Source organism: Chryseobacterium sp. GW823-FHT05E08 (assembly GCF_058795655.1).
The window spans coordinates 260,003-272,430 of sequence record NZ_JBXAHY010000004.1; the positions used below are offsets into that span (position 1 = coordinate 260,003).

The 12,428-nt window shown below is 32.5% G+C and carries 14 protein-coding genes and 1 riboswitch; all 14 genes read right to left on the reverse strand.

The annotated features are described in order from the left end of the window. Window positions 1–289: 289 nt before the first annotated feature. The 14 genes from AC1Q7L_RS15340 to AC1Q7L_RS15405 all read right to left on the reverse strand — a co-directional run bounded on the left by AC1Q7L_RS15340 (window position 290) and on the right by AC1Q7L_RS15405 (window position 12,391). Window positions 290–1,042 (reverse strand): DUF3575 domain-containing protein, encoded by a 753-nt coding sequence (locus tag AC1Q7L_RS15340; protein ID WP_492306864.1) that lies wholly within the window; start codon window positions 1,040–1,042, stop codon window positions 290–292. 277 nt (window positions 1,043–1,319) lie between these two features. Continuing rightward, window positions 1,320–1,553 carry a hypothetical protein gene (locus AC1Q7L_RS15345; RefSeq protein ID WP_492306863.1) on the reverse strand — a complete coding sequence of 78 codons (234 nt, stop codon included), beginning with the start codon at window positions 1,551–1,553 and terminating at the stop codon, window positions 1,320–1,322. A gap of 2 nt (window positions 1,554–1,555) precedes the next feature. After that, window positions 1,556–3,109 carry an anti-phage dCTP deaminase gene (locus AC1Q7L_RS15350; RefSeq protein ID WP_492306862.1) on the reverse strand — a complete coding sequence of 518 codons (1,554 nt, stop codon included), beginning with the start codon at window positions 3,107–3,109 and terminating at the stop codon, window positions 1,556–1,558. 112 nt (window positions 3,110–3,221) lie between these two features. Beyond that, the gene (locus AC1Q7L_RS15355; protein ID WP_492306861.1) at window positions 3,222–4,220 is read right to left on the reverse strand and encodes a T9SS type A sorting domain-containing protein; all 999 of its coding nucleotides are present in this window, start codon (window positions 4,218–4,220) and stop codon (window positions 3,222–3,224) included. 145 nt (window positions 4,221–4,365) lie between these two features. Beyond that, window positions 4,366–5,016 (reverse strand): 3,4-dihydroxy-2-butanone-4-phosphate synthase, encoded by a 651-nt coding sequence (gene ribB / locus AC1Q7L_RS15360; protein WP_492306860.1) that lies wholly within the window; start codon window positions 5,014–5,016, stop codon window positions 4,366–4,368. An 89-nt stretch (window positions 5,017–5,105) separates the two neighbouring features. Further along, window positions 5,106–5,231, reverse strand: a riboswitch (FMN riboswitch). Between the two features lie 138 nt (window positions 5,232–5,369). Further along, window positions 5,370–5,810, reverse strand: coding sequence for a DUF1801 domain-containing protein (locus tag AC1Q7L_RS15365; RefSeq protein ID WP_492306859.1), 441 nt, complete (start codon window positions 5,808–5,810; stop codon window positions 5,370–5,372). 2 nt (window positions 5,811–5,812) lie between these two features. Then, window positions 5,813–6,568: an SMI1/KNR4 family protein gene (locus AC1Q7L_RS15370; protein ID WP_492306858.1), complete on the reverse strand. Its 756-nt coding sequence runs from the start codon at window positions 6,566–6,568 to the stop codon at window positions 5,813–5,815. A 13-nt stretch (window positions 6,569–6,581) separates the two neighbouring features. Continuing rightward, the gene (locus AC1Q7L_RS15375; RefSeq protein WP_492306857.1) at window positions 6,582–7,250 is read right to left on the reverse strand and encodes a DUF4272 domain-containing protein; all 669 of its coding nucleotides are present in this window, start codon (window positions 7,248–7,250) and stop codon (window positions 6,582–6,584) included. A 132-nt stretch (window positions 7,251–7,382) separates the two neighbouring features. Continuing rightward, window positions 7,383–7,913 carry a GNAT family N-acetyltransferase gene (locus AC1Q7L_RS15380; RefSeq protein WP_492306856.1) on the reverse strand — a complete coding sequence of 177 codons (531 nt, stop codon included), beginning with the start codon at window positions 7,911–7,913 and terminating at the stop codon, window positions 7,383–7,385. 34 nt (window positions 7,914–7,947) lie between these two features. Beyond that, entirely contained in the window at window positions 7,948–8,352 is a 405-nt protein-coding gene (gene arr, locus AC1Q7L_RS15385; protein WP_492306855.1) for an NAD(+)--rifampin ADP-ribosyltransferase, read from the reverse strand. An 8-nt stretch (window positions 8,353–8,360) separates the two neighbouring features. Beyond that, the gene (locus AC1Q7L_RS15390) at window positions 8,361–8,945 is read right to left on the reverse strand and encodes a hypothetical protein (RefSeq protein WP_492306854.1); all 585 of its coding nucleotides are present in this window, start codon (window positions 8,943–8,945) and stop codon (window positions 8,361–8,363) included. A 174-nt stretch (window positions 8,946–9,119) separates the two neighbouring features. After that, window positions 9,120–10,277, reverse strand: coding sequence for a Kelch repeat-containing protein (locus tag AC1Q7L_RS15395; protein ID WP_492306853.1), 1,158 nt, complete (start codon window positions 10,275–10,277; stop codon window positions 9,120–9,122). 259 nt (window positions 10,278–10,536) lie between these two features. Then, a complete protein-coding gene (locus AC1Q7L_RS15400; protein ID WP_492306852.1) occupies window positions 10,537–11,391 on the reverse strand; it encodes a Kelch repeat-containing protein in 855 nt (284 codons plus the stop codon). 379 nt (window positions 11,392–11,770) lie between these two features. Next, window positions 11,771–12,391 (reverse strand): hypothetical protein, encoded by a 621-nt coding sequence (locus tag AC1Q7L_RS15405; RefSeq protein WP_492306851.1) that lies wholly within the window; start codon window positions 12,389–12,391, stop codon window positions 11,771–11,773. Window positions 12,392–12,428: the final 37 nt, after the last annotated feature.

The following is a 12,428-nucleotide window of genomic DNA, read 5'->3' on the forward strand; positions in this document are numbered from 1 at the left end:
TCTTCGGTTTAAAGATATAAAAAAACCGTTCAGGAAAGTTGAACGGAATTTGTATGTTGAAATTTAATAAAAAATTTAGGCACAAAGGTTTTAACACTTAAGTTTATTTAAGTTAATAGAATTCTGCATAGAAGAACACTTAAGTTCTTTTGAAAATCAAAGATTTTCATCTTATGTGAACTTTTGTATTTTCAAAGTAATAAAATTTTAAAACTTAAGTGCTCTAAAGTGTTTAATATAAGCTTTTGTTTCTTTTGTGGTTAAATATAAATCTAAACAAGTCCAATATTTAAAATCTATATCCCAAAGAAAGTCCGCTTCTGAAACCTGCCCACGGACCGTCGATTTTTATTCGGGCTCCTTTTTCATTGGTTTCAACGGTGTAATCTACAAAAGGAATGTCCAGATCTTCAATTTCTTTTTTTAATTGAGCCTGCATTTCGGGAGTCAGAACGTAGTCGCTTGTCATCGTAAAGTCACCTTTTCCGCTTCCGTAATGTCCGCCCGCGATCCAGAAATCAAGAACGAGATTTTGACTTCTGGTTAAAAGAAACTGAACGCCGACCATTACCCCGCCACTGTTTCCGTTAGCGCTTCCTGTACCTTTTAATGGAATTTGATAGGTGTTTCCATCGATTGCGTTGTAGTCATAATAGAAATCGAAAGTGTTGGAAGTTACTTTTGAATATCTGTAATAAGGTGCGATGTAAAAGCCCTTTCCGTAGCCTTTTCCAAGATAAAAGCGAGGTTCTACCGTGAAATTTGTTGCTTTTATTTTAAGATTTTGAAATCTTTTTTCATCCTCGTCGCTTAAGAATGAGTTGATGAAAGGAACTTTACCTTCCGGCATCGTTCCGAAGCTTACATTCATTGAAAACCATTGATTTATAGATCTTTCATAAGACAAATTAATGTTTCTGAATACATATCCTGTAACATTGGTTTTAATAATGTTCATTTTCTCCAGAGGTTCGCTACTGGTTTCCTGTGCGTTGAATTCTGAAAACAACAAGGGAAGAATTATAATAAAATATTTTTTCATGATTTTAAATTTTCATTAAACATTAAGTGATTGGTATTGATACGAAAGCAAAAAACGGGCAGGAAATCAATAAAATGTGAATTTAATTCTCAATTATGATTGAAAATAGCAAGCAAATGTTGATTATGGAAGTAAAATTTACCTTTTGAGTATTTTCTTTTTAAATATAATTCTAAAATCATCAATGATAAATTAAAACAAAAAAATCCGCTCATCAAAATGAATGAACGGATTAGAAAAATATTTTATTTAAATATAGTCGATATAGAAATTTTATTTAAAATCTTTTAGAATGTGATAAAATGTAATTTACAATTTCCCTTTCCTTTGATTTTTCTATTTCTTTGATTTTTTCATGAAGATTAATTATTTTAGAAAAAGAAATTGATGAATATTTAAAAGAAATTGTATCATCAACCTTATCTAAGGTCGTGATTGTTTTTTCTACAGAATTAAAATTCAGTTCAAGCTGAATATAAATATTTTCATGTATTTCCTTTTCTTTTTTCATAACTATTCTTCCAATGTTATTACAGCTTGTTCTTCTAATGTCGATAATGCTTGTAATGATTTACTAGTTTTAGGTTTAGCTATTTTTAAATCTTTTTTAGATAGTTTACCATCTTTTTTTCTCTCGGCAAAATTAGTGAAAAAAGATAAATATTTTTTAGGAGAAATACCATCAAAAATTAAAATTTTAACTTTATCTTTTGAATCTTCACTTTCGGTCATGGAATCTGAGTGTAATGTTAAACATAGACTTTTTACATATGGTTCTATATAATACACTTCTTTGATTCCAGCTGCGACAATGTGTCTGGCACAATTGTGACAAGGATATGTTGTACAGAATAATCTACCATTAATAATCTTGTCTCCAGTTGTTAGAGCCCCTTGTATTATAGCATGCATTTCAGCATGCACAGATCTTGAAAATTCAATTAGATCCTTAACTTTAGTATTGTTTCTGATATTTTCTTTTAATAACTCATCTACGGCTGGTATTGATTTTAAAATTGAAAATGTCTTATCTTTAAGAATTGAATCTACTATATTTTCTACCACATTGTTTTTTTGGAAATCATTACTACAAATTTCATGATTAAAACATCTATGATCAGTTTCTGAATTAGAAGTATATAGATTTCCTCCAAATTTAGGAACATCATTCCATCCGATTGATAGGACAGTATTATTATTATCAATTATTGAAGCGCCTACTTGTCGTGACAAACAGGCAGAATTTCCTGCAGCTGCTTTTGCATTATACATGGCCATTTCTTCAATTGTAGGAGTTATAATTGATGTTTCAAAGATTAAATGTAAAAATCGAGTGATTTTTGATTCAATATTAGTCACGTTATCACGTGATACTCTTATGAATAAATCACCTTCAACAAAAGCGTCTCTTACATTTTGTCCAAATTTATCTTTTTGTTTATCATCAATTTCTATTATGGTTTCAATTTCAGGATTTTCAAATTTTTTCGTTTTTAGATTTGTCTTTCTATCTTCTAAAGGAGAAAATATACTAACTGAGTAAAAATTATCTGAATAAATTTTTTTTAATAGTAATAGCTCTTCTTTAGTTTTAATTGAATCTAAAATATAGCAAATTCGTCTTGATTCATAATCAGTAGATTTTGGATTTTCAGTAAGTTTTTTTTGTTCTTTAGTTATAGTTACTCTGTCAACATGGATTTTTTTTACAGCATATTCAGCTAGCCTTTCGTTTCTATTAAATTTTCGAATAATATTTCCTTTATTTATTTTTTCAAAATATTGCATAAAAACCTTACTTCCTTTTGGCGTTTCTGGGAGTTCAGATTTTTCTTCTTCTGAAAAATTATATTCATCAATAAAATCACTCAGCTTTATTTTTTTTACCTCGTATAAATAATCCGTTTCAATTTTTTGAATTAGTTTTTCAATAACTTTTTCTTTTAGCGAGCCAATAGGAGAGCAAATGCCTAAAATTAATTCTTCTGTTAATGTTTTTTCAAATTTCTCTAGTGTAGAGTTTTGTTTTACCTTATTAAATAGAGGCTCAAGTTTTGGTTCACCCATGTTTTTTTAATTAGTTTTTTAATATTCTAATATACATATTTCCTTAATATGTATTAAAAAAAATCCGCTCATCAAGATGAATGAACGGATTTTATTTTATTGAGTGTTAATTCTATTTCTTAATAAATTTCGCAGTCTCAGCTTTAGAATCTTTTCCTGAAACTTCAATGAAGTAAGCAGCAGGCGGTAATTCTGAAATCTGAACTTTTCCAGCTTTAAGATCTGCTGTTTTTACTAATTTTCCATCTAAGCTGTATACTTTAGCTGTTGAGAAATTTCCTGCTCCTTTTAATTCAATAGCATCTTGAGCCGGGTTAGGATAAATTTTTAAACTTTCTTTTTTAGCAACGAAATCTCCTGTTGATAATGTTGGTAAATTCAGAGCCTGAGCAGCGTTTGATGTTTGGTTATTAATTCCAGCTACAGGAACATTAACAATGGTTTCAATTGTCGTTAACAAAGGAAATTTGTGAGTGCTGTCGTAATACGAATAAGAAGTATTGGTAATAGATCCTATCGGAAATATAAACGATGTATCATTCGGTAAGTGAAGATTGAAAGTCTGAACAGATTTGGTTCTCAATACATTATTAAATGTAGCCGGTCCCAAAAGCAATGTTCCCGATCCGTCAGCTGAAATATTAATTGTTCCTTTGCAAAGTCCACTTGCAGAAGGCGACGTAAATGTTCCCTGTGCCTGATCTGTTTCAGAATATCCAAATGCAGCAGGGTAAGAAATAAATGTCCCGTTATTAGTTCCTAGATTCAAAGTAGCATCTGTAGTTACTAATCCTGTGATTTCAAGTTTTGAAGCCGTTTGTTTGTAGTAAACTGTAGTTCCGCTTCCTACCATTTTCAAAGTAGAACCTGGAAAAGTAGTGACTTCACCAGCAGAAGGAGTTGAATAAACCGTCGAAGATGCTACGCCAGCCGTAAGTTGACTATTAGTAAAAGTTGTATTTACTCCTGTTGCAGAATTATTTGGTGTTCCGGTTACAGATAAATAACTTACAGATTCACCAGTTAAAGGATCGTTAAAAGCTTTGGTAATGGTAGTTTGTGCTGTGTAAAGCCCTGAAGCCATCAGCAAAAAAAGTACAGATTTTCTCATAGTTAAATTTTTCCTTAAAGATAATTAAAAACTGTGTTTCAAAATGTATTTTATTTAATCATAACGGATTTTTAATGAGAGTCTTAAAAATAAAAACCGTCCAATAAAAACTGGACGGCCATCTCTGTGCGTTAAATACGATTTTTTAATTCTGACTGATAATCATTTTTCGATACATATAAATATCTTCGATGGTTACGACGGTCATGTCTTTTCTTATGGCAAAGTCTACAATTTCTGGAAGCCTTGCCATTGTTCCGTCTTCGTTGGTGAGTTCACAAAGTACGGCATCATCACCAAGATTGGCGAGTTTTACAAGATCTACGCTTCCTTCTGTGTGTCCGCGTCTTTCGAAAACACCGTCTTTTTTAGCAATTAAAGGAAAAACGTGTCCCGGACTTGCAATGTGATCAGCTTCTGCATATTCTGCAACGGCCGTTCTTATCGTTGTTACGCGATCTTTCGCCGAAACTCCCGATTCTACACCTTCTTTGGCTTCAATGGAGATCGTAAATGCGGTTTGATTTTTTGAATTGTTGCTTTCAACCATCGGACGGAGGTTGAGATGTTTACTTTTCTCCTCAGAAATGCATAAACAGACAATTCCGCTACATTCGCGGATCAGAAGTGCCATGTCTTTTTCTGTAATGGTGGAGGCGGGAAAGATGATGTCACCCTCGTTTTCACGATTTTCATCATCAACTAAAAGGATGCCTTTTCCCTGTTGTAATTTTAGAAGTGCATTTTTTACACGTTCTTGTGGAGTTGCTCCGAATTTTTCTAATAATTTTTCCATGTTATTTTAATTTTAAGTTAAAATACACTTCGGTACATGGAAATGAAATACAACACAATGAGTCTATAAAATAGCCTCACTGATTGCTCCATTTTCTTCTCCCATCCAGACTGTAACTGTCGGTTTTGGAATTTCACCAAATCAGTCCTTTCGTTAAAAAGGAGTCGCGGACTGTAACCGCCGGTAGGGAATTGCACCCTGCCCCGAAGAAAACTTATACTAAGTTTTACTGTATGTTTGTTGTAATTGTTCTTTAATTCATTAATTTTTTATTTAACGCACAGATTACAAATTTCGGGAAGTTTTTTGGAATAGGGAAGAGTTTATAAATTTATTGTGAATGGTGTTTGAACTTATTTTTCTCTACAAGCGCATTCGTGATTTTTATTTAAATATTCGATGCTTTCTTTGCACATTTTTTCTAACATATCAATATTGATGTCAGACAGTTTTTTGACATAAATGCAGGCTTTACCCATTTTAAATTTTCCAAAATCATCTAATAAATGCTTACTTTCTTCAGCCGGCGAATAAACATACAGTGAGAATTCTGCTTTACGAGGGGAAAAACCTATGAGTGGCATATCGCCTTCGTGCCCACTTGCGTATTTATAATGATAACTGCCAAATCCGATAATGGTTGGCCCCCACATTTTAGGCTCAAATCCTGACCATTTACTCATAAGCTCAATTAACTTAAAGCTATCTGCTTTCTTTTCGTCTTTTTCTACAAATGAGTTGATAAAATCTACTACGTTGATGTTGGTTTCGTTGGTTTTGTTTGCTTTGGCCATGGTTATTCGTATTCTTTTAAATAAGTTACCATTTTTTTCTCAATAAAATCAGTGAATGAATTTGCAATTTTTATAGCTTTAGGAGGTTGGTTTTCGTGGGCAAAAATATAAATGCTGTGATTCTCTAAATTGTACAGCAACTGATCTCCATCGCCATACAACCAAAATTCACCTAAGGTTAAATATTGTTTTTTCTGAATCGTTTCGATGGTTAATTCTTTAAAATCGATATCTATCCCTTCAAGTTGTAAAGTTGATACATTTTGATACCATGTTACCAGATCTTCGGGGAGTTGTATAGAAAGTTCTTTTTCTGTATTTTGAATAGCTTCCTGTTTTTCGCCTGCTTCAATAACATCGGAATTACTGTAAGATTTAGTTAATTGTCTGAAAAATTTTGGATAAATATTCTTTAGATATCCGAATTTATTTTCGACTTCCTTTTGAAGCTGTTTTTCTTTTTGTTTTTCTGCTTTACAGAAATCATCAAATTCTTTTTCCCATCCTTTTTTATAAAGGTCGGATAAAGTAACAGTTATTTCTTTTGATGTTAACCAATCAAAAGCTGCTAATTGTCCGATGTATAAATTTCGGATATCACTGAAACTTTCTTTAGGCTTTACCTTAAGAAAAGTCGTTCTCCCGCATATTTTTTCGATACTATCTTTATGCTCTGTAAACCAGCCTATCCATTCCTCGACAACGAGTTTTCCTTCTGAAAGGCTTGTGAATTTTTCAATAATTTCTTGTTGTGTCATATTTTGAAACAGATTAAGTATCACAAGAAACATCATCCCATTCCTGTCCCATATAACTAATAAGCCAATTGAGTGCATAATGTCTTTCGTAGACAATTCCCGAATCTACGGTTGTCATCTCGAGATTGTTTAATCGGGCATCAACACAAGCCCAATGATATCTGTAATAAAGATCATTAGCATCTAAAATTTCAGCTTTTGAACGGAGTTGATCGTTGGAATTGATGAAATCATTAGGATCATTTTCCCCGCCGATTGGATATTTTTCAAGAGGAATATCATTTAAATCACATAATTCATTTGGAAAAGGTAGTGTGTCCACAAGTTGTAATGCCCAAAGCAAAACCCAAATACATTCACACTTCCATGTTTCCTGAAATTTTTTATCTTCTGTAGGATTTTGTAAAAAATCTTTTTCATCAGATGTTGTGGATTCCCAAAGATTACACTCTTTAAGATAGCTGATGGCTTCTTCCGAATCTATACTGTCAAACGCAACTAAGTTGGTGATGGCAAGAATACTAACTCTTGTGGCGACCTCCTTAGAAGTTCGAAAGGTTGTTTCTTCTTCCGATTCAATATAGGGGAGATTAAAATTAATTTTTATTCCTTCTTTTTTAAGAATTTCCTGACTCTTTTCTTTTCTGGAAAGCTCTTCTTTATTCTTCAAAATATCTGTCATATAATGGATTTAAAGTGGAAGGCTAACTTACGAAAAGTATAAATTATTTGAATAATATTATATCTTAAAACTTTCTAAAATGATGGTGGAGTTCTGTTAATAAAAGAGTGAAATAGCTTAGTTGCAAATTTTTCATATTGACCTTTGTAATGACCAATAAATCATTTCGTGATCTTGCCTTGTTTCTGTGAAATTGAGTTTGTGTAATAAATTAATAGAACTTAAATTATTCAACAAACAACTTGCTGTTATTTCTGTTACAATTTTTGTTGAAAATGCCCATTTGATAAGCTCTGTTACAGCTTCCTCGGCATAACCTTTTCTCCTTTCTTCTTTAATAATTCCGTATCCGATGTCGATGTTTTGATGATTAATATTGAATCCTTTGAATCCTGCGTCTCCAATTATTTCGAGGGTATCTTTTTTAATGATCATCCAAGATTCAAATCCTGTTGGAGATCCGATTGGCAATAGATTATTGATGATTTTAGGTAAGGTTTCCAAGACATCATGATCAGGCCAGCTTTTCCCTTTTTTTAAGCCTAAAGTTGATAAATCGCTGAAATCATTATTCAACAAATTTTCACAAATCTGTATTGTGAATGGAATGAGGATTAATCTTTCTGTACTGAGTTGATCTATTTGTAATGTCGGGACTTTCAAATTAATATTGTTTTTAATGTGATTTTAGGTTTAATTAATCTTCAATTGCTTCAATTCCTTGATCTTTTAATTTTTGAAGATGGTTTTTCATTGTTTTGAGTTGCTCTGGCGAATGTCCTTGCCATTTTTCAACTTCTCCAATCACTTTGAAAGGATGCTGAGAACGGTAAGATTTTGTATGATTTCCCGGAAATTTTTTGTCTGTCAGATTAGGATCGTCTTCAATAGAACCGGTTGGTTCTACGATGTAGATTCTTTCTTTTCCGTCTCCAAAAGCCAATTCTGCACCCCAAGTTGCCGCTTCCAACGTTGCGGAAAGATAGATGTATTTTGCTTTTCTCTGCGTTCCGTAGTTTGAAGTGAAGCCGACTTCGATGAGGTCGCCAATTTCTAAATTTGCTTTTGTGCCGTGGTAGTAGGTTGGGGAAGTTGTGCTCATTTTTAAATTTATTTTTTAATAGTGAAACCTTGAGATTGCAGATATTCATCAACGTCAACATCAAAAGGAACGTTGTAGCCATTATCCAGATCAAACAATCCGCCTCCAGCGTCGGAAGATTCCAAAAATCCGATCATTTTCGACTGTGTTTTTTCTTTTGCATTTCTCCAGCAGTTCATTAAGAAATCACTTTCCAAACCGAACTGATTCTCCCAATAATTAGCGTAATCCAATTGATTATCTTCATCGAGATAGGCGGAATAATCGATACTATTTTCATTCAAAACTTTTTTGCATAATTCCTGAACATCGATATAAGAATAATCTTCAAATGAATGCTCTTTCAAATGCAGTTCTGCGATCTGAATCGTTTTATCCGGAGAATAATATTCGTAATTCGGTAAAGCAAACAAAAAGCTTAAAGGACTTGAAGCATAATAATATAAGCTGATCACTTCAATTTTTTGATTGTCTTCTCTAAATTTATATTTTGAATTTAAAACATCAACCAAGAAATCTGTGACTACTTTTTCTCTAGGAAATAGAAAGGTGTTTTTAAATGCTTCGTCGATCTTTGTTTCTATTTTCTTCATGTTTTATTTTCTTTTGAGGTGTAAAAATAAAGAAAACCGTTCGGGAAATTGGAACGGTTTGGATATTAAATTTCAATTTGGGCTTATGAAATTATTTTTTTGATGTCGCAAGTCGGGAGAATTTGCTGGGCGGGCAGGCGCTTTTTTTCTGAGCATTCAAATTCATACTTGCAACTATTGCTTCACAATTTTAATCTGTTCCAAAAGTCCTTTCTCATTTTTAAAACTAAAAACATAAACTCCTTTTTCTAAAGATGATAAATCTATATTTTGATTGAAATTGGCTGAACCTTTAGAAATTTGCTTTCCATCCATTGAGAAAATAATATACTCAAATTGGTTGTCATTTTTATTCTTGATAACAAAATGATCTCTGAATGGATTGGGATATGCCTGTATTTTAAATACATTTTTTTCATTTACAGCAAGTATATTTTCACTGATATCCGCAACTTGAGCGCTTTTAATTGATGAACCTATTACAGCTGTTGTATTACCTCCCATAATGTACAACTTGTTGTTATACACTTCTGCTGCGGAATGTCTTCGGGCGATCATATTGGATGATAACTGATGCAGTTGATTGGTTATCGTATCAAAATAAGCCAGATAAGTTTGATTATCATAATCACCAACAATAAAAATCTTATTATTTGATACAGCCACCGAATGTCCGGAAACTCCGACAGGCATTGTATATTGATTCGTCCAGGCATTGGAATTAAGGTCATAAACATCGATCAGATTGGAGTTTGTTCCATTGAAACCGCCGATTACATACAATTTATTATTCACGATTTTACCTTTCGTTTCTTTGGCTGTCGGCATATCGGGTAATGAATTCCAGGTGTTGGAAGCGATATCGTAATACTGAAATTTATTAGAGTAAGGAGAAGTCCCATTTAATATGCTGCCGCCAAATGTATATATTTTTCCATTGTGAATTGCAGAACCTAGATTTCCGGTATAAAAAGGGTTGGTTGCTCCGTTGGTTACCGTGCTTGTCGCAAGGTCTACGATTTCCATATTGCTATTTCCCCAACCGTTAAAAACATAAATTTTATTATTGTATGTTTCTGAACTGGCAAATCTTTTAGGAGTTAGAGCCATATCGAGAACACTCCAAGTGTTATTGGTAATGCTGTATTTTTCAATGTAACCGGAATCTCCGTTTGCTGTGTAACCGTTGCTCACATAAATATTATCATTTACAATTACACTTGTGATTGCGCCTCTTCCGGTGGACATATCTGCAAGATTTTGAAAATTTAAGGTTTGTGCATTTGCTAAAAATGAAGCAAATAAAGGAATAAGTAAAAATTTGGTTTTCACTGGTTTTAAGATTATTAGTTTTTGGTTTATTTTCTTTTGAGGATTTTACTTCAATGGAAAATTGAGGAGCAAATATAGGGAAAAAGTTTTGAGGAGGTTTTTGCTGAATTTTAAATGTAAATTATCTTTCTACAAAGAAACCATCCTTTAAAAAAGAGATAGTTTTTATATTGTAAATTAATCTTAGTAAGCACAAGCGGGACGCTTGCGCCAACGTGGTGTTAAAAAATTAATGAAAAGTTTTTGATGAATATATATTTTAATTTGATTGGTCACGAGCGGAAAGTGCTCCTTCACTAATATCCGCAACTTGGATGTTTTTAATAGCTGATTTGGTTGAAGACGTTGTACTTCCACCAATGATGTATAATTTGTTGTTATAAACTTCCGCGGCAGCATGTCTTCGTGGGATCATGTTGGATGATAACTGATGCAATTTATTGGTTTCTGTATCAAAATAGGCTAAAAAAGTTTGATTATTATAACCGCCTGCAATAAAAATCTTATTACCGGATACTGCTAATGAATGACCTGATATCGCAGCAGGCATCGTATATTGCTCAATCCACTCATTTTTATTGAGATCAAACACGTTGACCAGGCGCGATGATGTACCGTTAAAACCACCAATAACATAAAGTTTATCATTCACAATTTTGCCTCTTGCTTCTCTGGCTATCGGCATGTTGGGTAAAGTATGCCATGTGTCTGAAGCAATATCGTAATATTGGAATCTATCTGAAAATACTGTGGTGGCGGCATTGTTTAGCCCACTGCCTCCGAACGTATATATTTTTCCGTTATGAATGGCAGAACCGGCATTTCCTGTATAGGCACGATTAACAGCTCCCTTCGTTTTTTTATGAGTTTCAAGGTCTATAATTTCAAGATGGCTGTTTCCCCACCCGTTAAAAATATAAATTTTATTACCGTAAGTCTCCGAATTGGCAAATCTTTTAGGAACCAGACTAGAGTTGATAATACTCCAACGGTTATCTTTAATGTTGTATTTCTCAATAAAATTTGCATAACCATCCGTATCTTTATAACCGTTGCTCACATAGATATTGTCATCTATAATGACACTGCTTATAGCTCCTCTGCCCATCGACATATCCGCAAGATGTTTAAAATTTAAGGTTTGTGCACTAGCTAAACATAAACCGAAAAGCGAAAGGAGTAATAATTTTGTTTTCAATGGTGGTGAGGTTTGGTTTAATTGATTTTCTGTGTAGAAAAATATGTTTTAAATATAGGGAAAAGTGGCGGATTGGAAATCTGCGACATCGGGTTTTCTTTGAAATTTTGACACGAGTGCCTGATACTTTTTTTTCTTGCTGTAATTATTTAAAAATGAAAACCGCTTTTTGGAAGCGGTTTTTTGTCTTGCTTATTGCTCAAAGTCTCCTGACTTTGAGCAGCTGAAAAACGTTTTTTTATTGATAGCGTTGAAAGTCACGGATTGCAAATCCGCGACATCGGGGAGGGACTACTTAAAACATTAGTTTATTTACCATTTCCATAATCATTTTCGTTTTGTCACTTTCAGTAATATCATATTTCTTTAAATGATCTGATTCAAGGAATTCTAGAAAAAAGTTTGATTGTTTATCACTTAGTTCTTGGTATTTTGCTCTTTCTCTTATTGTTATCTCTTTATCTAATTTAGTATTTATTACATTGTTAGTCAAATGATTAACAAAAATATCTACAATGTCTTTCGATAATTTATTGTAGCAAAATGCTAGTTGTTCTTCTTCTTCTGAATCATTTGTTTCTGGTTTATATAATTTTAAAAGAGCTTTTTTTGTACTATCTAACCTATTAAAACAATCAACAAATGTTTTTGTATTCCAATTATGTAAAAATTGATTTCTTATTTCTAGATAATAAAATAATTTAGTTTTAAATTCTTTAGATAATTTTTTTAAATCAATTAATAAGTGGATTTTCGATGCCAAGCTTAGAGAACTTGATTTATCACCTAAAGTATATGAATCTTGAAAATCAATTTCCAAAATATCTGCTAATGATTTAGTTATTAGAAATTCATGAAGAAGGCTATTTTCTAATATTGTAATTCTTAACTCGTTTATATATTCACTTTTATCCATTTTAACTAAGTTGTATTTATTAGTGATGAATCTGCGA